The sequence below is a fragment of the Blastococcus colisei genome (genome assembly GCF_006717095.1).
GTDB lineage: Bacteria > Actinomycetota > Actinomycetes > Mycobacteriales > Geodermatophilaceae > Blastococcus_B > Blastococcus_B colisei.
Genome location: NZ_VFQE01000002.1, coordinates 523252 through 544989, shown reverse-complemented (window position 1 = coordinate 544989; position 21738 = coordinate 523252). Strand labels below are relative to the sequence as shown.

At 72.8% G+C, this 21738-nt stretch carries 22 protein-coding genes and 1 tRNA gene; 12 read left to right on the top strand and 11 right to left on the bottom strand.

What is annotated here, in order from left to right; translation table 11 throughout:
* Positions 1 to 25 precede the first annotated feature (25 nt).
* Both FHU33_RS22085 and FHU33_RS22080 read left to right on the top strand, forming a co-directional pair.
* Complete coding sequence (locus FHU33_RS22085) at positions 26 to 1294, top strand: aspartate kinase (protein ID WP_142027721.1); 1269 nt, start codon at positions 26 to 28, stop codon at positions 1292 to 1294.
* A complete protein-coding gene (locus FHU33_RS22080; protein ID WP_142027720.1) occupies positions 1291 to 2343 on the top strand; it encodes an aspartate-semialdehyde dehydrogenase in 1053 nt (350 codons plus the stop codon). Before FHU33_RS22085 ends, FHU33_RS22080 begins: the two co-directional genes overlap by 4 nt.
* Positions 2344 to 2425: 82 nt before the next feature.
* Here the strand turns inward: FHU33_RS22080 and FHU33_RS22075 are convergent, their stop codons facing one another.
* From FHU33_RS22075 to FHU33_RS22065, 3 genes are all read right to left on the bottom strand, one after another.
* A complete protein-coding gene (locus tag FHU33_RS22075; protein WP_170182627.1) occupies positions 2426 to 4219 on the bottom strand; it encodes a S9 family peptidase in 1794 nt (597 codons plus the stop codon).
* A 64-nt stretch (positions 4220 to 4283) separates the two neighbouring features.
* Positions 4284 to 4360 (bottom strand) — tRNA-Pro (locus FHU33_RS22070).
* A gap of 51 nt (positions 4361 to 4411) precedes the next feature.
* The gene (locus tag FHU33_RS22065; protein WP_142027718.1) at positions 4412 to 5323 is read right to left on the bottom strand and encodes a metallophosphoesterase; all 912 of its coding nucleotides are present in this window, start codon (positions 5321 to 5323) and stop codon (positions 4412 to 4414) included.
* A 53-nt stretch (positions 5324 to 5376) separates the two neighbouring features.
* Between FHU33_RS22065 and FHU33_RS22060 the strand changes: the two genes are divergently transcribed.
* On the top strand, positions 5377 to 5829 hold the full coding sequence (locus FHU33_RS22060) for a GatB/YqeY domain-containing protein (RefSeq protein ID WP_142027717.1): 453 nt from the start codon (positions 5377 to 5379) through the stop codon (positions 5827 to 5829).
* An 11-nt stretch (positions 5830 to 5840) separates the two neighbouring features.
* On the opposite strand, the gene FHU33_RS22055 is transcribed toward FHU33_RS22060, so the two are convergent.
* From FHU33_RS22055 to bagA, 3 genes are all read right to left on the bottom strand, one after another.
* Positions 5841 to 8033: a transglycosylase domain-containing protein gene (locus FHU33_RS22055; protein ID WP_142027716.1), complete on the bottom strand. Its 2193-nt coding sequence runs from the start codon at positions 8031 to 8033 to the stop codon at positions 5841 to 5843.
* A gap of 41 nt (positions 8034 to 8074) precedes the next feature.
* Positions 8075 to 9313 (bottom strand): ATPase BagB, encoded by a 1239-nt coding sequence (bagB, locus tag FHU33_RS22050; protein WP_246064116.1) that lies wholly within the window; start codon positions 9311 to 9313, stop codon positions 8075 to 8077.
* Between the two features lie 61 nt (positions 9314 to 9374).
* Positions 9375 to 10379: an ATPase BagA gene (bagA, locus tag FHU33_RS22045; protein WP_142027715.1), complete on the bottom strand. Its 1005-nt coding sequence runs from the start codon at positions 10377 to 10379 to the stop codon at positions 9375 to 9377.
* Positions 10380 to 10494: 115 nt separating this feature from the next.
* On the opposite strand from bagA, the gene sp36 reads away from it, so the two are divergent.
* The 3 genes from sp36 to FHU33_RS22035 are packed head-to-tail and all read left to right on the top strand — an operon-like array spanning position 10495 to position 11911.
* On the top strand, positions 10495 to 10665 hold the full coding sequence (gene sp36 / locus FHU33_RS25185; RefSeq protein WP_170182625.1) for a Sp36 family protein: 171 nt from the start codon (positions 10495 to 10497) through the stop codon (positions 10663 to 10665).
* Complete coding sequence (locus FHU33_RS22040) at positions 10662 to 11117, top strand: RidA family protein (protein WP_142027714.1); 456 nt, start codon at positions 10662 to 10664, stop codon at positions 11115 to 11117. The genes sp36 and FHU33_RS22040 overlap by 4 nt, the downstream gene beginning before the upstream one ends.
* The gene (locus FHU33_RS22035) at positions 11114 to 11911 is read left to right on the top strand and encodes an NUDIX hydrolase (protein ID WP_142027713.1); all 798 of its coding nucleotides are present in this window, start codon (positions 11114 to 11116) and stop codon (positions 11909 to 11911) included. The genes FHU33_RS22040 and FHU33_RS22035 overlap by 4 nt, the downstream gene beginning before the upstream one ends.
* A 90-nt stretch (positions 11912 to 12001) precedes the next feature.
* Here FHU33_RS22035 and FHU33_RS22030 read toward each other — a convergent pair whose 3' ends face one another.
* Complete coding sequence (locus tag FHU33_RS22030) at positions 12002 to 12676, bottom strand: Crp/Fnr family transcriptional regulator (protein ID WP_142027712.1); 675 nt, start codon at positions 12674 to 12676, stop codon at positions 12002 to 12004.
* 154 nt (positions 12677 to 12830) lie between these two features.
* Positions 12831 to 13070, bottom strand: coding sequence for a hypothetical protein (locus tag FHU33_RS22025; RefSeq protein ID WP_142027711.1), 240 nt, complete (start codon positions 13068 to 13070; stop codon positions 12831 to 12833).
* 116 nt (positions 13071 to 13186) lie between these two features.
* On the opposite strand from FHU33_RS22025, the gene nth reads away from it, so the two are divergent.
* From nth to FHU33_RS22000, 5 genes are all read left to right on the top strand, one after another.
* A complete protein-coding gene (gene nth / locus FHU33_RS22020) occupies positions 13187 to 13999 on the top strand; it encodes an endonuclease III (RefSeq protein WP_142027710.1) in 813 nt (270 codons plus the stop codon).
* Complete coding sequence (locus FHU33_RS22015; protein ID WP_142028110.1) at positions 13999 to 14601, top strand: TlpA family protein disulfide reductase; 603 nt, start codon at positions 13999 to 14001, stop codon at positions 14599 to 14601. The genes nth and FHU33_RS22015 overlap by 1 nt, the downstream gene beginning before the upstream one ends.
* On the top strand, positions 14598 to 15371 hold the full coding sequence (locus FHU33_RS22010; RefSeq protein ID WP_211355322.1) for an NUDIX hydrolase: 774 nt from the start codon (positions 14598 to 14600) through the stop codon (positions 15369 to 15371). Before FHU33_RS22015 ends, FHU33_RS22010 begins: the two co-directional genes overlap by 4 nt.
* 116 nt (positions 15372 to 15487) lie before the next feature.
* On the top strand, positions 15488 to 15907 hold the full coding sequence (locus FHU33_RS22005) for a plastocyanin/azurin family copper-binding protein (protein WP_246064113.1): 420 nt from the start codon (positions 15488 to 15490) through the stop codon (positions 15905 to 15907).
* Between the two features lie 80 nt (positions 15908 to 15987).
* Positions 15988 to 17169, top strand: coding sequence for a MarP family serine protease (locus tag FHU33_RS22000; RefSeq protein ID WP_142027708.1), 1182 nt, complete (start codon positions 15988 to 15990; stop codon positions 17167 to 17169).
* 85 nt (positions 17170 to 17254) lie between these two features.
* On the opposite strand, the gene FHU33_RS21995 is transcribed toward FHU33_RS22000, so the two are convergent.
* From FHU33_RS21995 to acs, 3 genes are all read right to left on the bottom strand, one after another.
* A complete protein-coding gene (locus FHU33_RS21995; RefSeq protein WP_142027707.1) occupies positions 17255 to 18190 on the bottom strand; it encodes an alpha/beta fold hydrolase in 936 nt (311 codons plus the stop codon).
* 7 nt (positions 18191 to 18197) lie between these two features.
* Complete coding sequence (locus FHU33_RS21990) at positions 18198 to 18698, bottom strand: phage holin family protein (RefSeq protein WP_142027706.1); 501 nt, start codon at positions 18696 to 18698, stop codon at positions 18198 to 18200.
* A 127-nt stretch (positions 18699 to 18825) separates the two neighbouring features.
* Positions 18826 to 20790, bottom strand: a complete 1965-nt coding sequence (gene acs, locus FHU33_RS21985) for an acetate--CoA ligase (protein WP_142027705.1) — start codon at positions 20788 to 20790, stop codon at positions 18826 to 18828.
* A 128-nt stretch (positions 20791 to 20918) separates the two neighbouring features.
* Here acs and FHU33_RS21980 point away from each other — a divergent pair, with 128 nt between their 5' ends.
* Complete coding sequence (locus tag FHU33_RS21980; protein ID WP_142027704.1) at positions 20919 to 21665, top strand: (2Fe-2S)-binding protein; 747 nt, start codon at positions 20919 to 20921, stop codon at positions 21663 to 21665.
* The last annotated feature ends 73 nt before the right edge of the window (positions 21666 to 21738 follow it).

Genomic DNA, 21738 nt, shown 5'->3' with positions numbered 1-21738 from the left:
CGGTACGTCGGTAGCCTGTGGACCCGTGGCCCTCGTCGTCCAGAAGTACGGCGGCTCCTCCGTCGCCTCCGCAGCGCACATGAAGCGTGTCGCCGAGCGGATCGTCGCCGCGAAGAAGAACGGCGACGACGTCGTCGTGGTCGTCTCCGCGATGGGTGACAGCACCGACGAACTGCTCGACCTGGCCGGTCAGATCACCGACGACCCACCCGGCCGCGAGCTCGACATGCTGCTGACCGCGGGCGAGCGGATCTCGATGGCGCTGCTGGCCATCGCCATCTCCACGCACGGCTACGAGGCGCGGTCGTTCACCGGCTCGCAGGCCGGCGTCATCACCACGTCCAGCCACGGCAAGGCGCGGATCATCGACGTCACCCCGGGGCGGCTGCGCTCGGCGCTCGACGAGGGGTCCATCGCGATCGTCGCCGGGTTCCAGGGCGTCAGCCAGGACACCAAGGACATCACCACGCTCGGCCGCGGCGGCTCCGACACCACCGCCGTCGCCGTGGCCGCAGCCCTGCGCGCCGACGTGTGCGAGATCTACACCGACGTGGACGGCGTCTTCACCGCCGATCCGCGGATCGTCCCCAATGCCAGGCGGCTGGACACCATCACCTACGAGGAGATGCTCGAGCTCGCGGCCTCCGGGGCCAAGGTGCTCATGCTGCGGTGCGTCGAGTACGCCCGCCGCGAGGGAATTCCCGTGCACGTCCGCAGTTCCTACTCACAGCTCTCCGGCACGATCGTGTCCGGCTCGATGGAGGACCTCCCGGTGGAACAGGCGATCATCACGGGCGTCGCGCACGACCGCTCCGAAGGCAAGATCACCGTCTACGGGGTGCCCGACCGTCCGGGCGAGGCGGCGCAGCTCTTCCGCGTCCTCGCCGACGCCGAGATCAACATCGACATGATCGTGCAGAACGTCTCGGCCGAGGCCAGCAAGCTCGCCGACATCTCCTTCACCCTGCCCAAGAGCGACGGTCCCGCGGCCCTCGCCGCGCTGGAGAAGGTCAAGCACACCGTCGGCTACACCGACGTCCGGTTCGACCAGCACATCGGCAAGGTGTCGCTGGTCGGTGCCGGCATGCGCTCGCACCCCGGGGTCTCGGCCAAGTTCTTCGGCGCCCTGGCCGACGCGGGCGTCAACCTGGAACTGATCAGCACGTCGGAGATCCGCATCTCCGTCGTCTGCCGCGACACCGAGGTCGACGTCGCGGTCCGCGCGGTGCACGACGCCTTCGACCTCGGCTCCGACGAGTCCGAGGCCGTCGTCTACGGAGGGACCGGACGATGAGCACCTTCTCCACCAGCGGCCTGCGGGTCGGCATCATCGGCGCGACCGGCCAGGTCGGCACCGTCATGCGCGAGATCCTCGCCGAGCGCGACTTCCCGCTCAGCGAGCTGCGCTTCTTCGCCTCCGCCCGGTCCGCGGGCAGCACCCTGCCCTGGGCGGGCGGCGAGATCACCGTCGAGGACGCCGCAACCGCCGACCCCACCGGGCTGGACATCGCGATCTTCTCCGCGGGGGCGACCACCTCGAGGGCGCAGGCTCCGCGGTTCGCGGAGGCGGGTGTGACCGTCATCGACAACAGCTCCGCGTGGCGGCGCGACCCCGACGTCCCGCTGATCGTGAGCGAGGTCAACCCGCACGCCCTCGCCGAGATCCGCAAGGGCATCATCGCCAACCCCAACTGCACGACGATGGCCGCGATGCCGGTTCTCCGGCCGCTGCACGACGAGGCGCAGCTGGTCCGCATCGTCGCCAGCACCTACCAGGCCGTCTCGGGCAGCGGGGTGGCCGGCGTGGAGGAGCTGCACGGGCAGGCGAAGGCGGTCGTGGAGAAGGCCGACGCGCTCACGCACGACGGGTCTGCCGTGGCCTTCCCCGACCCGGTCAAGTACGTCGCGCCGATCGCGTTCAACGTGCTGCCGATGGCGGGCTCCGTCGTCGACGACGGCTCGTTCGAGACCGACGAGGAGCAGAAGCTCCGCAACGAGAGCCGCAAGATCCTCGGCATCCCCGACCTCCGGGTCTCGGGCACCTGCGTGCGGGTGCCCGTCTTCACCGGGCACTCGCTGTCGCTGAACGTCGAGTTCGCCCGGCCGCTGTCGGTCGCGCGGGCCACCGAGCTGCTGGCGAACGCGCCCGGGGTCGAGCTGTCCGACGTCCCCACGCCCCTGCAGGCCGCGGGCCGGGACCCGTCCTACGTCGGCCGCATCCGGCAGGACCCGGGTGTGGACGACGGCCGCGGCCTCGCGCTGTTCGTCAGCAACGACAACCTGCGCAAGGGCGCCGCGCTCAACACCGTCCAGATCGCGGAGCTCATCGCCGCCTCGCGGTAGAGAGCGGCAGTTATGGCCATAAACGCCGACCGCGACCAGCCGGCGGTCGGGCACGAACAGCGTTTATGGCCATAACTGCTGCTCAGGGCTTCATGTGCCTCAGCGCGAAGTCGAGGGCGACCTCGACCTGGCGGATGGTCTCCTCGATGACCAGCGACCCGTGCCCGGCGTCGAAGCGGTAGACCTCGTGCTCCGTGCCGAGCTCCTCGAGGCGGCCGAGGTAGTTGTCGATCTGCCGGATCGGACAGCGCGGGTCGTTGGCGCCTGCGACGACCAGCACGGGCGCGGCGACGGCGTCCACGTAGGTGATCGGCGAGGAGCGCACGTACACGTCGTGCACCTCCTCCGGTGAGCCGCCGAACAGCGCCCGGTCGTAGGCCCGCAGGCCCTCCATCTCGTCCTCGTAGGCGGCCAGGTAGTCCGCCACCGGCACCTCGGCGATGCCCGCTGACCACCGCTCCGGCTGGGTCCCGAGCCCCAGCAGGGTGAGGAAGCCGCCCCACGAGCCGCCGGTGAGCAGCACCCGCTCGCGGTCGAGGAACCCCTCGGCCAGCAGGGCGTCGTAGACCGCTGCGATGTCCTCCAGCTCGGTGAGCCCGGGCCGGCCGGTGAGCGCGTCCCGCCAGGCCGATCCGTATCCGGTGGACCCGCGGTAGTTGACGTGCACCACGGCGTAGCCGGCGTCCACGTAGGCGGCCCGGCGGGCACGGTAGGAGTCGTCGTCCGCGGCCTCGGGTCCGCCGTGGACGAGGAACGCCGTCGCGTACGGCGCCGGCCCCTCGGGGCGGACGACGAGGGCGTGCACGTCGCCGCCCGGCCCGGGGATCCAGCGGTCCTCCACCGGGTAGGCCGCGGGCGGCTCCTCGTCGGCGACCGACAGCACCACCGGTCCGTCGGCGCGGCGGATGACCGGCGGCAGCGCGGCCGACGACCACGCCAGCTCCACGGTGCCGTCGGGCCGCGCCGTGGCGCCGCGCACGACGCCCGGCGGGGTCTCCAGCTTCTCCAGCGACCCGGTGGCCAGGTCGTAGCGGTAGATCTCGCTGCGGGCGGCGTGGTCGTGCCCGACCAGCAGCGCGGAGCCGTCCGGGTAGAAGCCCGCGGTCACGTCGCCGGGCAGGTCCAGCACGATCTCGGTCTCGGTGTCGGCGTCGACGTCCCAGATGAGCAGCTCGTCGCGGCCCCGGCGCTCGTGGCTCACCAGCAGACGCCGGTCGTCGGGCAGCGGCCCGAACTCCAGCGCGTGCAGGCCCAGACCGTCGCCGTCCCACTTCTCCGCGACCACCGAGTCGTCATCGGTGCGCAGCACCCGCAGTGCGGGGTAGCGCGGGTCGCCGTGCTCGGAGTGCGAGATCACCAGCAGCCGGTCGTCCTGGGTGAGCGCGTCGACCGACGCGGGGTCGCTGTGCCGGTAGACGACCCGGGGTGTCCCGCCGTGGGACGCCAGCCACAGCTCGCTGCCGTCGTCGGTCGACCGCCCGATCGCGACCAGCGTGCGGCCGACCTCCAGACCCGCCGGATAGGCCGGCTCCACCCCCGCGACGGCGGCGCTGTCCGTGCCGCCGCCGAAGGGCTGGGTCATCCAGATGCCGAACTCGTCGCCGTCGGTGTCGGCGAACCACCAGATCGTCTCGCCGTCGGGGCTGAGCGTGCTGATCAGCGTGCCGTTGGGCCGGTCGGTCACCTTGCGGTGCTGCCCGGTCTCCCGGTCCCAGGCGTACTGCTCGACGACGCCGCTGAGGTCGGAGGAGTAGATGTTCCGGTGGGGGGCGTCCTGTGCCCAGTCGGGCAACGACACCCGCGGGGCGCGGAAGCGGGCCTGCCAGCGGGCGGTGACCTCGGGGGAGAGAGCGGGGGCGGCGGCGTCGGTGGTCACGGCCACCATCCTCCCAGGACCGGAGAACGACTCAGGGGCCGCCATGTGGCGGCCCCTGAGCTGGTGGTCGGGGTGACAGGATTTGAACCTGCGGCCTCGTCGTCCCGAACGACGCGCGCTACCAAGCTGCGCCACACCCCGAGGTCCGCCGACGAGTCTAGCGCCCGCTCGGGCGGCCTCCGGCAGCGGCCCTCAGTCGTCCCGGGCGGTGAGCGTGAGCAGCGTCGCCTCCGGTGGGCAGGCGAAGCGCGCCGGGGCGTAGGGACTGGTACCCAGGCCCGCGGAGACGTGCAGCCAGGTGCCGTTCGGGTGGGCCGGGGCGGGCTCGGTCCAGCGGTGCAGCCAGCGCACCCGGTCCCGGTCGATGCCGCAGTTGGTCACGAGCGCGCCGTAGAACGGCACCCGCAGCTGGCCGCCGTGCGTGTGGCCGCAGAGCAGCAGGTCGTAGCCGTCGGCGGCGAACCGGTCGAGCACCCGCGGCTCGGGGGAGTGGGCCAGCCCGATCCGCACGTCGGCGGTGGCATCGGCCGGGCCGGCGACGTCGTCGTAGCGGTCGCGCCCGAGGTGGGAGTCGTCCACTCCGGCGAAGGCGATCCGTCGTCCGCCGACGGTCAGCTCACCGGCCGCGTTCGTGAGGTCGAGCCAGCCACGGGCGAGCATGCCGTCCCGCAGGTCGCGCCAGGGCAGCTCGTTCCCGTGCACCCGCTTGTGGTCGGGCCAGAAGTACTTCAACGGGTTCTTCGGCCGCGGGGCGTAGTAGTCGTTGCTGGCCAGCACGAACGCGCCCGGACGGTCCATCAGCGGGTCCAGCGCGCGCAGCGTGCCGGGGACGGCGTCGAAGCCGGCCAGGTTGTCGCCGGTGTTGATCACCAGGTCGGGCTCGAGCGCGGCGAGCCCGGCGACCCACCGCTGCTTCGAGCGCTGCCCGGCGGTCATGTGCAGGTCGGAGATCTGCAGCACGGTCAGCGGTTCCGACCCCGGGGCCAGCACCGGGACGTCGAAGCGGCGCAGCGTCCATCGAGTGCGTTCATAGAGGCTCGCGTAGGCCGTTCCCGCCAGACCTGAGGTGACGACGGCCGTGGGGAGAGCGGTGTACCAGCGCACGGTCGCAGAGCCTACGTGCGCCGACCGGCCGGGCACCGTGCCAGGCTGGGTGGGTGGCTGCCCTGAAGAACCGTCTGCGCGACGACCTGACCACCGCCATGAAGGCCCGGGACGAGCTGCGGACGGCGACGCTCCGCATGGTGCTCTCCGCCGTCAGCGCCGAGGAGGTGTCGGGCAAGGAGGCCCGGGAGCTCTCCGACGACGAGGTGATGGGAGTCCTGCGCCGGGAGGCGAAGAAGCGCCGGGAGGCCGCGGAGGCCTTCGCCGGGGCCGGCCGGGCCGAGCAGGCCGCGCGGGAGGAGGCCGAGGGCGGCGTGCTGGCCGACTACCTGCCGGCCCAGCTCGACGACGCCGACCTCGTGGCGATCGTCGCCGACGTCGTCACCCGCACCGGTGCCTCGGGCATGAAGGACATGGGGAAGGTCATGGGTGCCGTGCAGGGAGCGGTCGCCGGCCGGGCCGAGGGTGGCCGGGTCGCGGCGGAGGTCCGCCGGCAGCTCGGCTGATCTCCCCGTCGTCAGCCCCCGGGCGCTGGCGGTGGCGGCGCCGGTGCGGGCTCCGGCGCCGGTGCGGGGGCCGGTACGGGCTCCGGCGCCGGGGCGGGTGCCGGGGCCGGAGCAGGTTCCGGTGCCGGTGCAGGCCGCGGTTCAGGCCGCGGAGCGGGCCGGCCGCCGTTCAGCAGCCCCTGGTCGGCCGGTGGGAAGGGGGACGTCGGCTTGTCGGCCAGGAACGGCGCCATCGCGTTGCGCCAGATGGTCGCCGGCATGTTACCGCCGAAGCCTCCGACGTCCTGCTTCGTCTTCGGGTTGAACACCATCACGCTGGCCGCGTACTCGGGCATGAAGCCCACGAAGGCGACCGAGTCCCGGCCCTGCGAGGTTCCGGTCTTGCCGGCGATCTCGTGGCCGGCGATCGCGGCCCTGGTGCCGGTGCCATCCGGGCGGGCGATGTCGCCGACCAGGATCTGGCTCAGCGTGTTGGCGATCGCCGCAGGGACGGCGTCCGGGGTGCAGTTGTCGCCGGTCACGAGGGGCTGGCCGTCCTCGCCGGTGACCGGCTGACCCGCACGGTCGAGCACCTGCACCACCGGCGTGGGGGTGCACCGGGTGCCCTGGGCACCGAGGGTGGCGTAGGCGTTCGCGAGGTCGAGGGGGCTCGTCGCCTCGGCGCCGAGGGTGAACGACCCCCGGTTCTCGTCGATGATCTGCTGCGCCGGTGTCTGGTTGGGCTGGTCGAACTCCATGCCCATGCGCTCGGCCATGCGCACCGGGCCCTCGACGCTGCCGAGCCGGTCCTCCAGCGCCAGGAAGTAGGTGTTCGAGGAGCGGACCAGCGCGCCGACCATGTCGAGGGTGTCGGGGTAGTTGCCGGCGTTCTCGACGCAGTACATGCTCCGACCGCTCCGGCTGTCGTCACCGCACGAGGGGCCGCGGAACACCCGTGACGTGTAGCGGTTGCCGGGCGTGCTGATCGTGGTGCCGGCCCCGATGCCCGCATCGAGCGCGGCCGCGGCGGTGAAGACCTTGTAGGTCGACCCCGCGCCCTTGCTGGCCACGGTGTTGAGGACGACGGACTCGCAGTCGGGGTCGGAGCAGCCGTACCGGCGGTTGGTGCTCATCGCCAGCACGTGCCCGGTGCCCGGCTCCACCGCGGTGAACATGCCCGCGAGGTCAGCGCCCATGGGCAGGGTGTCGAGCACCGCCTGGTCGCCGTACGCCTGGAGGTCGGGGCGCAGCGTCGTCTGGATGGTGTAGCCGCCGCTGTCGATCTCCTGCTGCGAGAGGCCCAGCGTGCCGGTGACGTACTGCAGCGCGTAGGCGCAGAAGAAGCCGCCGATCGTGGCGTCGATGCAGCCGTTCGCGGGGTCCTGGCCCGGGGCGACGGCCACGGGCTGCGCCGAGATCTCGGTGAACTCCTGCTCGGTGATGTGCCCGAGGTCGAACATCCGCTGCAGCACCTGGTTGCGGCGGATCTGGGCGTTCTCCGGGTTGGTGATCGGGTCGTCGTTGGCCGGGCTCTGCACCAGGCCGGCGAGCATCGCGGCCTGCGGCAGCGTGAGGTCGATGGCGTTCACGCTGAAGTACTTCTGGGCGGCGGACTGGATGCCGTAGGCGCCCTGACCGAAGTACACGAGGTTCAGGTACCGGGTGAGGATCTCGTCCTTGGAGTAGGTCTCCTCCAGGGCCATCGCCAGCCGGGCCTCGCGCAGCTTGCGGCCCACGTTCTGCTCGGTGGCCGCCTGTCGGGCCTCCGGCGTCTCCGCGGTCTGCAGCAGCGTCTGCTTGACCAGCTGCTGGGTGAGCGTCGAGCCACCCTCCTGGACCGAGCCCGCCGCCACGTTGGTGACCAGCGCGCGCACCGTGCCCTGCACGTCCAGGCCGTTGTGGTCGTAGAACCTGGAGTCCTCGATGTCGACCAGCGCCTGCTTCATGATCGGCGAGATCTGGTCGGGCGTCACCGGGGTGCGGTTGTTGGTGTAGAGATTCGTGATCAGCGAGCCGTCGGCGGCGAGCACCCGGGTGTTGCCGGCCGGGGTCTTGTCGGTCAGCTCCACGGGCAGCGCGTCGAGCAGCGATGCGGAGTTCCGCGCCACCAGCCCGGTGCCCCCGACCCAGGGAAAGAGGAATCCGGCGAGCAGCGCCCCGGCGACGACGACCGTCGCGGCGAGCTTCGCGAGTGTTCTGGACCTGAGTTGAGCGTTCTCCGACATCGGCGTCGAATGTACGTGGCCGGATGTCCCGGAGCCCGGGGTCAGCCGCGGCGCGCGGGCAGGATCCGGGTGCGGGGCGTGCCGGTCGGCGTGTCCGCGTCCGGGCCGGTGAGCTCCTCGGCCATCCCACGGAGCCCGTCGAGGTCGTGCACGTCACCGGCGGCCGCCGGCACCGTCCGGACGGCGACCTCCGGGTGGGCGCTGGTGAACCGGTCGGCCAGGTGCTGCTCGCGGGTCGCCTGCAGCATCCGCTCGGCGTGCACGCGCAGGGCGGCCGCGGCGAGCTCGGCACCCGGCGCACCGGCCTCGAGGACCTCCTCGGCCGCGCCCTCGGCCCGGGTCGCCGACAGCGTCGTCGTCGCCGGCGGGTGGGTCCGGTTCACGACCAGGCCGGCCAGCGGCATCTCCTCGGCCGACAGCCGGTCGACGAAGTACGAGGCCTCGCGCAGGGCATCGGGCTCCGGCGTCGCGACGACGACGAACCAGGTGCCCGGGCGCCGGAGCAGCTCGTAGGTCGCCGTCGCCCGCTCGCGGAAGCCGCCGAACATGGTGTCCAGTGCCGCGACGAACGCGGAGATGTCCCGTAGCAGCTGCCCACCGAGGATCTTGCTGATGATCCGGCTGAAGAACACGAAGCCGGCGCTGGCGATCTTGAAGCCGGTCCGGCTGGGGGCGGTGAGCAGCCGGATCATCGTGCCGTCGAGGAACCGGCTCATCCGGTTCGGGGCGTCCAGGAAGTCCAGCGCCGACCGGGACGGCGGGGTGTCGACGATGATCAGGTCCCACCGGTCGCTGGCCCGCAGCTGGCCGAGCTTCTCCATCGCCATGTACTCCTGCGTCCCGGCGAAGGAGGACGACAGCGACTGGTAGAAGGGGTTGGCCAGGATCTGCTCGGCCCGCTCCGGCGTGGAGTGCGCGACGACGACATCGTCGAACGTGCGCTTCATGTCCAGCATCATGGCGTGCAGCTCGCCGTCGGCCCCTGGTACGTCCACCCGCCGGGGCTCGTTGTCCAGCTCCACCAGGCCGAGGGACTGCGCGAGCCGCCGGGCCGGGTCGATGGTGAGGACGACGACCGTCCGGCCGGCCTCGGCCGCGGCGAGCGCCAGGGCCGCCGACGTCGTCGTCTTGCCCACCCCACCCGCGCCGCAGCAGACGACGATCCGCGTCTGCGCATCGGTGATCAGGTCGTGCAGGTCCATCGGCAGGGCGACCGGACCCGGGCGGGACGGGCGGGCGGGGCGGGCCGGGCGCTCCTCCGGCTGGGGGGCGGCACTCACGCGATGTCCCCCGTCGCTCCCGCGGGACGCTCCGCTCCTCGCTCGTTCCTCGCTGCGATGCTCACGCCCCCGTCCGCTCCTCTACCTCGCTGCGCAGGTGGTCCTCGAGGCGGCCGGCCAGCTCGAAGAGGCACCCGAGGTCCATCGTCCCGGTCATCAGGGGCAGCTCCACGGTCGGCCTGCCCAGCGCCTCCACCTCGTCGCGCAGGGCGTCCTGGCCGGCCCACCGGCGGGCGTGCTCGGTGACCTCGGCGGCCAGCGCCTCGGCGAGGTCGGGACCGCCGGGCAGGTGGGCGGCGGCCAGGGCCGGCGCCAGCTCGTCCCCGGTGAGACCGCCCGCGGCGGCTCGGGACAGCCCGTCGACCGGCAGTACCTGCTCAGCGGCCATGTTGACCACGACGGAGCCGACCGGGAGCCCCGCCTTGGTCAGCTCGGCGATGGCGTCGGCCGTCTCCTGGACCGGCATGTCCTCGAGCAGCGTGACCAGGTGCACGGCGGTCTGCGGCGAACGGAGCACGGCCATGACGCCGTCGCTCTGGGTCTTGATCGGGCCGGAGCGGGCCAGCTGCGACATCTCGGCGGTCACGCCGAGGAAGCGGGTGATCCGGCCGGTCGGCGGGGCGTCCACGACGACGGCGTCGTAGACCTGCCGACCGTCGTGACGGCGGGTCACGGCCTCCTTGATCTTGCCCGTGATCAGCACGTCGCGCAGACCCGGCGCGATGGCCGTGGCGAAGTCGATGGCCCCCATCTTCCGCAGCGCCCGCCCGGCCCGCCGCAGGTTGTAGAACATGTCCAGGTAGTCGAGGAGGGCCTCCTCGACGTCGATCGCCAGCGCCTTCACCTCGCCGCCACCGCGGGTGACCGCGACGCGGCGCTCCTCGTACGGGAGGGGCGGGGTGTCGAAGAGCTGGGCGACCCCCTGCCGGCCCTCGGTCTCGACGAGCAACACCGACCGGCCGTCGACGGCCAGGGCGAGTGCCAGCGCGGCGGCGACGGTGGTCTTGCCGGTGCCGCCCTTGCCGGTGACGACGTGCAGGCGCACGGGGGACGGGTCGGGGCTCACCTGCACCAGCGTAGAAGTCGAAGGACCACCCTGCCCCCCACGCCTCGCAAGCTCGGCGCGGGCCCCTGCAGGGTGGCCGTTCCAGCACGTCACCAGGGGGGCTAGCGTCCTCGCCATGACCCAACCGGCCCGCCAGAAGTGGGAGTACGCGACCATCCCGCTGCTCATCCACAACACCAAGGCGATCCTCGACTCCTGGGGCGTCGACGGGTGGGAGCTGGTGACCGTCCTCCCCGGTCCCGGCGGCTCCGACCAGCTCGTCGCCTACCTCAAGCGCCCGGCATGAGCTGGCACGCCCGCCTGGCCGAGCTGGGCATCCGCCTGCCGTCGGTCGCCGCGCCGGTGGCCGCCTACGTCCCCGCCGTCCGCACCGGGAACCTGGTCTTCACCTCCGGGCAGCTGCCCTTCGTCGACGGCGGGCTGCGCCGTACCGGCAAGGTGGGGGGATCGGTCGACATCGAGGCCGCTGCGGCCGACGCCAAGGTGTGCGCCCTCAACGCGCTGGCGGCCATCGACGAGCTCGTCGGCCTGGACTCGGTGGCCCGGATCGTGCGGGTCGTCGGCTACGTGGCCAGCGCCGAGGGCTTCAGCGGGCAGCCGCGGGTGGTGAACGGCGCGAGCGAGCTCCTGGGCAAGATCTTCGGGGAGGCCGGGCAGCACGCGCGCAGCGCCGTCGGGGTGGCCGAGCTGCCGCTGGGCGCACCCGTCGAGGTCGAGCTGACCGTCGAGCTGCGGTGACGCCGGCCACGCCCAAGCAGGCGGCCACCGTCCTGCTGCTGCGCGACGGCGAGCCCGGCCTCGAGGTCTACCTGCTCCGGCGGACCAGGGGCATGCCGTTCGCCGGCGGCATGACGGCCTATCCCGGTGGTGGCGTCGACCCGCGCGACGGGGACACCGAGATCGCCTGGCACGGCCCGGCGCCCGCCGAGTGGGCGAGCGCGTTCGGCTGCGACGAGCGCATGGCCCGCGAGCTCGTCTGCGCCGCGGTGCGCGAGACGTTCGAGGAGGCCGGCGTCCTGCTGGCCGGCGATCCGGAGGGCGGCGCCGTCGTGCCGGACGTCTCGGGTGACGACTGGGAGGAGCAGCGTCAGGCGCTGCTGGCGCGGGAGCTCTCGCTGTCCGAGCTGCTGGCCGGCCGCGGGCTGGCGCTGCGCTCGGACCTGCTGCGTCCGTTCGCGCACTGGATCACCCCGCCCGTGGAGCCCCGGCGCTACGACACCAAGTTCTTCGTCGCGGCGTTGCCGGTGGGCCAGGAGGCGCGGCACGTCTCGGGCGAGGCGGACGAGGCGGCCTGGCTGACCCCCTCGGCGGCGCTGGACGAGCTCACCTCGGGCGCGCGCCCGATGATGCCGCCGACCACTCACACGCTGGGCCAGCTGGGGGTGTTCCCCGACGTCGCGGCGGCGCTCGCCGGGTCACCGCCGGAGCCGTTGCACCCGATCAGCCCGACGTTCGAGGAGACCCCCGACGGAAAGTGGGCGGTCCTTCCGGACGGGACGCGCGTCCGCCTGGTCGTGCCGCTGCCGTCCTGAACGGTCCTACCTCACGGTTCTGGGTCCTCCCACGCGGTCGACGCCGAGGGAGGACCCGGTTCGATCAGGAACCCTGATCGTCGGGGAGGGTCAGCGGGCGCGGCGGCGGAGGCGGTCCTCGTCGAGGACGACGACCGACTTGCCCTGCAACTGGATCCAGCCGCGGTGCACGAAGTCGGCCAGGGCCTTGTTCACCGTCTCGCGGGAGGCGCCGACCAGCTGGGCCAGCTCCTCCTGCGTGAGGTCGTGCTTGACGCGCAGGCCGTCGCTCTCGCGGCTGCCGAAGCGATCGGCCATCTGCAGCAGCGCCTTGGCCACGCGGCCGGGGACGTCGGTGAAGATCAGGTCGGCGACCGAGTCGTTGGTACGGCGCAGTCGCCGGGCCAGGACCCGCAGCAGCTGCTCCCCGATCTCGGGGTGCGCCTCGATCCAGGGACGCAGCACCGACTGCGGCATCTTGGCCAGCTTCACGTCGGTCACCGCGGTCGCCGTCGCCGTCCGCGGGCCCGGGTCGAAGACCGAGAGCTCGCCGAACTGGTCGGACGGGCCCATGACGGCCAGCACGTTCTCCCGGCCGTCGGGCGACCGGCGGGACAGTTTGATCTTGCCGGTGGCGACGATGTACAGGCTGTCGCCGGGTTCGCCCTCGTTGAAGATCACCCGGCCGCGCGGCAGCGTGATCATCTCCAACCGACTGGCGACCGGGTGCACCGCGTCCTCCGAGAGCCCCTGGAAGATCCCGGACTGGGCCAGCACCTCGTCCACTGCACGTCCTCTCACTGCCGTTCGCGATAGGACGCAGAGGCGTCCGTGTCCGGAGGGAGTCTAGGCGGCTGTGCCGTCGGTCACCCGATCGGTGGTTGCCCGCGTCCCCCCTCCGAGCGAGTGGTCCGGGCCACAGCGCCCACGGACGTGCAGTTCAGACCATCGGAGGGTTGGATGTGCGACCGCCCGTGTGACGGCGGCGCCGCCAGCGGGCCAGCGCTCGCCGGATGCCCGAGGAGGCGAGCGTGTCGACCTCTCCCGGCGTCGCCGTGCTGAGGAACTCGGTGACCTCCCGTGGGCCGGCCGGCCGCCGCAGCGGCTCTTCGACGCGCTCCATGACCAGCAGGAAGGCGATCAGCAGGGGTGGGAACAAGATGACGCTGAGTGCGACCACGTCGACCTCCTTCGCCTCGCCTGCGTGTTCCCCGGACCGCTGCGGCGCGGGAGCCCATCCCTGCTCAAGGATGACACGGCCGGAAGTCGTCAGCCTGGCCGCCTACCCTCGACCGCGTGTCCCTGCCCGAGTCGGAGCTCGCGACCGAGCCGGCCTACGCCCGCCCCGCACCGCCGCGCCGTCCCACGCAGGCGGCGCGCACCGGCGCCTCCCCCTACGACCCCGGTGAGACGCCGCTGTCGCGCACCCGCCGGGCCCGGCGGATGGCCCGGGAGCTCGCGCTCATCCACCCCGACGCGCACTGCGAGCTGGACTTCACCAACGCCTTCGAGCTGCTGGTCGCCACGGTCCTGTCGGCGCAGACGACGGACAAGATGGTCAACAAGGTGACGCCCACGCTGTTCGCCCGGTACCCCGACGCGGTCGCGCTCGCCGGTGCCGACCGCGAGGAGCTCGAGACGATCCTCAAGCCCACCGGCTTCTTCCGGGCCAAGGCCAACTCGGTGCTCGGGCTCAGCCAGGCGCTGGTCGAGCGGTTCGACGGCGACGTGCCCGGCCGGATGGCCGATCTGGTCACGCTGCCCGGCGTGGGCCGCAAGACCGCCAACGTCGTGCTCGGGAACGCGTTCGGAGTGCCCGGCCTCACCGTCGACACGCACTTCGGCCGGCTGGTCCGCCGGTTCGGCTGGACGGCGGAGGAGGACCCGGTGAAGGTCGAGGCCGAGATCGCCGCGCTGGTCCCGAAGAAGGAGTGGACCGACTTCAGTCACCGCGTGATCTTCCACGGTCGCCGGGTCTGCCACGCCAAGAAGGCCGCCTGCGGTGCCTGCGGGCTGGCCAGGTGGTGCCCCTCGTTCGGCATCGGCCCGGTCGACCCGGACGTGGCCCTCACGCTGGTCAAGACCCCCGCAGCGTCGGACACCGAGTGATGCGGCGGTCGCTGCTCGGGCTGATGGCGCTCGTCCTCCTCTCGGCCTGCACAGCCGAGCCGACGAACTCCGGGACGGCGAACTCCGGGACGACGAATTCCGAAGCGCCGTCCCTGGACGTCGAGGGGTACGACACCGTCCTGGAGCCCTGCCCCGAGCAGCCGGAGCAGGCGGCGGCCGGCGCGCAGACGTTGCCGCCGCTGTCGTTCGACTGCGTCGGCGGCGGAGTACTGGACCTCGCGCGGGCACCCGGCGTTCCGACCCTGGTCAACCTCTGGGGCAGCTGGTGCCCGCCGTGCAGAGCCGAGCTGCCGCTCCTGCAGGAGTTCGCGGACGTGGCGGGTGACCGGGTGCGCGTGGTGGGCGTCATCAGCAAGGACGGCGTCCCGCAGGCCGACTCCTTCGCCGACGACGCCGAGGTCACGTTTCCCGGGGCGTTCGACGGGGAGGGTGCGCTCATGGCCGAGCTCGGCATCAACGCGCTGCCGTTCACCTACTTCCTGGACGCCGACGGCGCGCTGGTGCACACCGAGGTCGGCGACGTCGCCTCGGTCGACGAGCTCCGTGCCCTGGCCGCCGAGCACCTCGGGGTCCAGCTGTGAGCCCCGCCGGGGACGGGGCCGGCGATCTCGACGGACTGCCCGGGTACCTGCACCGGCTGCTGGACGCCGCCGACGACCTGCCGCTGCGGCACCGGATGCCCCGGGCGACGGCGACCGCGCGGCGCTCGGCCGTGCTCATCCTCTTCGGCGAGGGCCCCGCGGGCCCCGACGTGCTCCTGATCGAGAAGTCCGCGCACCTGCGCAGCCACGCCGGTCAGCCGGCCTTCCCGGGGGGCCAGGCCGATCCGACGGACGACTACCCGATCGGGACGGCGCTCCGCGAGGCGGAGGAGGAGGCCGGCATCGACCCCGACGGCGTCCGGGTGCTCGCCACCCTGCAGGAGCTCTTCCTCGGGCCCTCGGACAACCTCGTCGTCCCCGTGGTCGCCTGGTGGGACGACCCGCGGGACGTGAGCATCGGCGATCCGCACGAGGTCGCCCGGGTCGCCCGGGTGCCACTGGCCGAGCTCACCGATCCCGGCAACCGGTTCCGCGTGAGCCATCCGTCCGGGTACATCGGCCCGGCCTTCGCCGTGGCCGACATGCTGGTCTGGGGCTTCACCGCCGGCCTCCTGGACGCGATCCTGGACGCCGCCGGCCTCGCGCAGCCGTGGGACACCCGCGACGTGCGCCCCCTGCCCACGTCCGTCGTGCGCCCGTACGCCCTGCCGGGCGCCGTCGGCGCGGGTGGCGAGGAGGACGCCGCCGCGCCGACGGTGGCCGATCCCGCACCCGACGGCCCTCCGGCGCGTACGGTTCCGCCCCGATGAACGGCAGAAGGACCTCCTTGCCCCCCACCACTCGTAGAAGGACCACCTCCTCCCCGCTCCTCGCAGGCTCGGGGCGGAACCGGGGAGGCGGCCGGGGCCCCTGCAAGAAGGCCGCTGTGGTCGCCGCCGCGCTGGTCCTGCTTGCCGGCTGCGGTGGCGAGGAGTCCCCGGGTTCCGGCTCCGCTGCCGCACCGTCCACCGCGCCAGGCGTGGGGGAGGTGACGACGGCGCCCGACGGCGTCCAGGAGATCACCCTGCAGACCCAGGACGACTACGTCTTCCTGCCCGACAGCTTCACGGTGGACCCGGGAACGGTGCGGTTGACCGTGGTCAACGTGGCCGAGGAGATGACCCACAACCTCGAGTTCGACGACGGCGAGGGGCCCGAGCCGATCGACGCGGGCATCTCGCTGCTGGCTCCGGGTGAGCAGAAGACGATCGAGTTCACGGTGACCGTGCCCGGGGACCACCCCTTCACCTGCACCTTCCACACCCAGCTCGGCCAGGTCGGCACGATGACGGTGCGCGGCCGATGACGACAGGTGCGGGAGCATCGCAGGGAGCGCCAGCGACCGAGGAGCGGATCGCGCCCGGAGTCGAGCGAGGTTACTGACCGATGTCCCTCGTCGACGTGGTGCTGATCGTCTTGGCCCTGGTGTTCGCGCTGTCGGGTTTCCGGCAGGGCCTGCTGGTCTCGTCGGCCTCGCTCTTCGGCTTCCTCGGCGGCGCCGTCGTGGGTGCGCAGCTGTCCGAGCCGGTCGCCGAGCGGATCGACGGCTCCAGCGTCACCCGGGTGTTCGCGGCGCTGGTCGTCGTGCTCGCGGGGGCGCTGCTCGGGCAGATCCTCGCGGGTGCGATCGGTCGCGCGGTCCGCGGACAGGTCACGTGGGAGCCGGCCAAGATGGTCGACTCGGTGGCCGGGGCGGTGGTCTCGGCGACGGCGGTCCTGCTGGTGGCCTGGATGGTGGCCTCCCCGCTGGCGAGTTCGCCGTTCCCGCAGGTCGCCAGCCAGGTGCGGCAGTCCGCGCTCGTGCAGGCCGTCGACCGGGCGGTGCCCGACGGGGTGCGCACGGTCTACGACAACCTCCGCGACGCCATCGACCGCCGCGGCCTGCCCGACGTCCTCGACCCGCTCACTCCCACTCAGGTGCCGGAGGTCGCAGCGCCCGACCCGGCGCTGCTGAACAGCCCGGTGGTCGCGTCGGTGCAGGGATCGGTGGTGAAGATCAGCGGCGTCGCGCCGTCCTGCTCGCGGCAGATCGACGGCTCGGGCTTCGTCTACGCTCCGGAACGGGTGATGACCAACGCGCACGTGCTTGCCGGCGTCACCGATCCGGTCGTGCTGGCCGAGGGCGAGGAGTACGACGCCACCTCGGTCTACGTGGACGAGGAACTCGACGTCGCGGTGCTCGCCGTCCCGGGGCTGGAGACCCTGCCGCTGTCGTTCGCGCAGACGCCGGCCGAGGCGGGCGACGACGCGCTGATCATGGGCTATCCCGGTGGCGGCCCGTTCTTCGTGGGCCCGGCGCGCGTGCGCGACCGCGGGGAGATCAGCGGACCGGACTTCCGGAACACGCAGACCGTCGTCCGCGACGTCTATGCGCTGTACGGGACCGTCCGTGCGGGGAACTCCGGCGGGCCGCTGTTCGGGCCGGACGGCAGCGTCCTCGGCGTGGTGTTCGCCTCCGCGATCGACGACCCCGACACCGGCTACGCACTCACCGGGCCCCAGGTCGCGCAGGCCGCGAACGTGGGCAGCACCGCGACGACCGAGGTCGGCACCGGCCCCTGCGAGTGACCCCGACGAATCCGCGACGCGCATTCGGTCGGGGTGGGCCGAAGGCCATCCTCGGAGTGCCTGACAGCCCGGCGGAGCCGGTCCGTCACCCCAGCGGAGCTGCGAAGTCGGCGATCGCCTGGCTGATTTCGGCCGGGGCCTCCTCCTGGGGGAAGTGCCCGATCCCGGGGAGCTCGCGGAACTCGTAGGCGCCGGCGACGTAGCGTGCCGAGCCCCGCGCGGTGTCGACGAGCACGCAGGAGTCCAGGGTGCCGTGCAGTTGCAGCGTGGGGGCGGTCACGGGAGCAGACATCCGCCGCGCGTAGCGCAGCCCGTCCGGCCGCAGCTGCGAGCGGGCGGCCCAGCGGTGGTACTCCATGGCCCCGTACGCCGCCTGGGGGATCCGGGCGGCCGCGCGGTACCGGTCGACGGCCGCCGCGAAGTCGGGGGTGCGCGACCAGGCGGGCCCCGACCACCGCTGCATCAGGTCGGCCACCGGGTCGTCGTCGGCCCGCGTCAGCCGGCGCTCGGGCAGGCGGGGGACCTGGAAGCCCAGCGCGTACCGCGACGCGCGCCGCTGGGCGGGGTGCGCCATGCCGGCGCGCAGGCGCCGTGGATGGGCCATGGAGAGGACGACGAGCCGGCGCACCGAGCGCGGGTGCAGCGCCGCCATGGTCCAGCCGAGCAGCCCGCCCCAGTCGTGACCGACCACCACCGCGTCCTGCTCGCCGAGCGCCCGCACCAGCGCGGCGACATCCGCCGACAGCGTGGGCAGGTCGTAGCCGCGGGGAGGCTTGTCGCTGGCGCCGTAACCCCGGAGGTCCGGAGCGACGACGTGGAAACCGGCGGCGGCCAGATCGGTCAGCTGCGAGCGCCACGTCCACCAGAACTGGGGAAAGCCGTGCAGCAGCAGGACCAACGGACCGCGGCCGGCCTCGGCCGCGTGCAGCCGGACGCCGTTGGCGGAGATGTCCCGGTGGGTCCAGGGCCCGGGCAGGAGGACGCTGGTCGCGTCGGGCGGGCCGTCCGGGGGGACGGTCACCGGCCGCTCAGACCTTGTAGGACTCGTTGCCGCGCAGGGCGACCCGGCCGTCGCTCACCTCGGGCACGGCGCGGCGGCGCTGGCCCGGCGCCTCGCGGTGCAGCACCTCGGGCAGGTCGGAGAGGGTCTCCAGCGTCCGCTCCGGCTTCTCGATCTTCGAGATCATCCGCTTCCCGATGAGTGCGCAGATGCCGGCGAGGACGAGCAGGAAGAGCGTGACGATGCCGTAGGACACCCAGCGAGGGAGGCCCAGGGCGGTCAGCGCTTCGGCGACCGTGACGAACAGGTAGATGCCGGCGAAAGCGGCCAGCACGCCGGCGGCGCCGAACAGGCCGACGCTGATCCCGGCCTTCTTGGCCGCCCGGCCGATCTCCGCCTTGGCCAGCTCGACCTCGGCACGGACCAGCGTCGACATGTCGGCCATGGCGCTCTGGACGAGAGTCCCGACGGAGGGTTCCTCGGCGGCGGTCGCCGCGTCGCGGTGGGCCGGCGACACACTGTGGGCCACGGGGCTCCTCCTTCTCTTCGATTCGGCTGGTCAGGGGAATCGTGCCGCACGACGGCGGCCCGCGCGCTGCGGCCCCCCGTCGGACCACCCCGTGCAGGTCGGCCGCGCGCCTGCACGGGGTGCTCGATCAGTCCTCCGACGGGGCGGCCGGCAACTTCTCCTTGATCAGGTTCATCACGGACGAGTCGGTCAGCGTGGTGACATCGCCGAGCTCGCGGTTCTCGGCGATGTCGCGGAGCAGCCGGCGCATGATCTTCCCGGATCGGGTCTTGGGCAGCTCCTGGACGACCATGATCTGACGCGGCTTGGCGATGGGGCCGATGTCTCGGGCCACGTGGTTGCGCAGCGTCTGCACCAGCTCGTCCCCGGAGTCCGTACCGCTCTCGCGGAGGATGACGAACGCGACGATGCCCTGCCCCGTGGTCGGGTCGCTGGCGCCCACGACCGCCGCCTCGGCGACCGCGGGGTGCCCGACGAGGGAGGACTCGACCTCGGTGGTGGAGATGCGGTGCCCGGACACGTTCATGACGTCGTCCACCCGGCCGAGCAGCCAGATGTTGCCGTCGGCGTCCTTCTTCGCCCCGTCGCCGGCGAAGTAGACGTTCTTCCCGAACCGCGACCAGTACGTGTCGACGTAGCGGTCGTCGTCGCCCCAGATGGTGCGCAGCATCGACGGCCACGGTTCGGTGAGCACCAGCAGTCCGGTGGAGTCGTTCGTGAGCTCGTTGCCCTCGTCGTCCACGACCTTGGCCGAGATGCCCGGGAACGGGTGCTGGGCCGAGCCGGGGACCAGGCTGGTCACGCCCGGGAGGGGATTGATCATGTGGCCGCCGGTCTCGGTCTGCCACCAGGTGTCCACGATCGGGCAGCGGCCGCCCCCGATGTTCTTGTGGTACCAGAGCCAGGCCTCGGGGTTGATCGGCTCCCCGACCGAGCCGAGCACGCGGAGGCTGGAGAGGTCGAAGCCGGCGGGGACGTCCTCGCCCCATTTCATGAACGTGCGGATCACGGTGGGCGCGGTGTACAGGATCGTCACGCCGTACTTCTGGATGATCTCCCACCAGCGGCCGCGGTGCGGGGTCTCCGGGGTGCCCTCGTACATGACCGACGTCGCCCGGTTGGAGAGCGGGCCGTAGACGATGTAGCTGTGGCCGGTGACCCAGCCGACGTCGGCCGCGGTCCAGAACACGTCGTCGTCGGCCTTGAGGTCGAAGCTCGCCCAGTGCGTGAAGCTGACCTGGGTGAGGTAGCCGCCGGTGGTGTGCAGGATGCCCTTGGGCTTCGCCGTCGTCCCGGACGTGTACATGATGTAGAGCGGGTGCTCGGCGTCGAAGGACTCCGGCTCGTGCTCGGTCGACTGCCGCTCGACGACATCGTCCCACCAGAGGTCGCGACCCTCCGTCCACTCGACGTCCTGGCCGGTGCGCTTCACGACGACGACGTTGCGGACGCCGGGGCTGCGGCCCACGGCGTCGTCCACCGCGGGCTTGAGGGCGCTGGGGGCGCCCCGGCGGTAGCCACCGTCGGAGGTGATGACCAGGACGGCGCCGGCGTCGTCGAGACGGCTGGCGAGGGCGTCGGCGGAGAAGCCGCCGAAGACCACCATGTGGACGGCGCCGATGCGGGCGCAGGCCAGCATCGAGATCACCGTCTCCGGGATCATCGGCATGTAGATGGCGACGCGGTCGCCTGCTCGGACGCCGAGTTCGATCAGCGCGTTCGCGGCCTTGCAGACCTCGTCCTTCAGCTGGGCGTAGGTGATCGTCCGGGTGTCGTCGGCCGGCTCGCCCTCCCAGTGGTAGGCGACCTGGTCACCGTGCCCGTCCTCGACGTGCCGGTCCACGCAGTTGTAGGCGACGTTGAGCTTCCCGCCGACGAACCACTTGGCGAAGGGCGGGTTGCTCCAGTCGAGCACCTCGTCCCACTCCTGCGTCCAGGTCAGCCGGCGGGCCTGCTTCGCCCAGAACGCGAGCCGGTCGGCCGACGCCTCGTCGTAGACGTCGGGGCCGACGTTGGCGTGGGCGGCGAGCTGCTGAGGCGGCTCGAAGCTCCGGCCCTCCGTCGTGCTGGTGCCGCTGGCGGTCTCGCTCATGCACTACCTCCCGGTTCCGGCGTCGCGGAATGCGGCGACGCAGTGTGGGTCCCGCCACACCGTATGGCCCACGCGGCCTGAGCGTCTGCCCCGGGACGGATGCTGAGCCGAACGGTGCAAAGGTGTCGATGAGCGAGACTGGCCAGGTGGCGACGGGGAACTCCGACGCGGTGGTCGCGCGGCTGCTCGGCGCCGACGCGCTCGGGTTGGTGCTGCCGCCGTCGGGTGACGTCGTCCCCGCGGTTTCGTTCGCCGACCTCGAGTGGACCGCCGGGGTGCTCGAGCGTCGCGCCCGCCGGTTCGGCAGCGCCGACCGCCGCGTCCTGGCCACCGTGTGGTGGTACTCGGCGTCCTCGGTGCTGCTCACTCCGCCGTTGGCGGGCCTGGTCACCGGCATCCCGCTCTCGGCCCGGCTCGCCGACCTGTCGGTGGCGATGCTGCCGGGCCCCCTGCCGGCAGCGGCGGAGGCGGGCGCGGCGGGGTCGGGCGATCTGGCAGCGGACCTGCGCGACTCGCTGGGGGCCGTGATCGCCGCCGTGGCCGAGGCCGGCCGGATGCGCGAGCGACCGCTGTGGGCCATCGCCACCGACTCGCTCGCCAACCGGCTGCTCGCCCTCGGGCAGGCCACGGGGAAGACGGACCGGGCCACCGGGCTGGCGGTGCCGCTGGCCGCGTCCGTGGGGCCGCCGCTCCCGTCGCCGCGGTACGAGGACGTCGCGGGACGGCGGTTCGTCCGGCGGGCCTCCTGCTGCCTGCTGGATCGGACACCCGGCGGGCCCACCTGCACGTCGTGCCCGCGCCGCCCGCCCGCCGAGCGCCGCCGCCTGCTGGAGCGCCTGACGGGTGGCGTCAGGGGAGCGGGCTCGCGCGAGTGACCGGCGTCCGGTACCGCGGCGGCGATCCGCGCCCGGTCGGACGGCCTCGCACTCCGTCGCGGGCGGGGCGATG

What these genes read in the sequence shown, in the direction of transcription:
- FHU33_RS22080 (WP_142027720.1), top strand. Translation starts at nt 1,291, where the DNA reads ATGAGCACCTTCTCCACCAGCGGCCTGCGGGTCGGCATCATCGGCGCG.
- FHU33_RS22055 (WP_142027716.1), bottom strand. Translation starts at nt 8,033, where the DNA reads ATGTCGGAGAACGCTCAACTCAGGTCCAGAACACTCGCGAAGCTCGCC.
- sp36 (WP_170182625.1), top strand. Translation starts at nt 10,495, where the DNA reads ATGACCCAACCGGCCCGCCAGAAGTGGGAGTACGCGACCATCCCGCTG.
- FHU33_RS22040 (WP_142027714.1), top strand. Translation starts at nt 10,662, where the DNA reads ATGAGCTGGCACGCCCGCCTGGCCGAGCTGGGCATCCGCCTGCCGTCG.
- FHU33_RS22015 (WP_142028110.1), top strand. Translation starts at nt 13,999, where the DNA reads ATGCGGCGGTCGCTGCTCGGGCTGATGGCGCTCGTCCTCCTCTCGGCC.
- FHU33_RS22000 (WP_142027708.1), top strand. Translation starts at nt 15,988, where the DNA reads ATGTCCCTCGTCGACGTGGTGCTGATCGTCTTGGCCCTGGTGTTCGCG.
- acs (WP_142027705.1), bottom strand. Translation starts at nt 20,790, where the DNA reads ATGAGCGAGACCGCCAGCGGCACCAGCACGACGGAGGGCCGGAGCTTC.
- FHU33_RS21980 (WP_142027704.1), top strand. Translation starts at nt 20,919, where the DNA reads ATGAGCGAGACTGGCCAGGTGGCGACGGGGAACTCCGACGCGGTGGTC.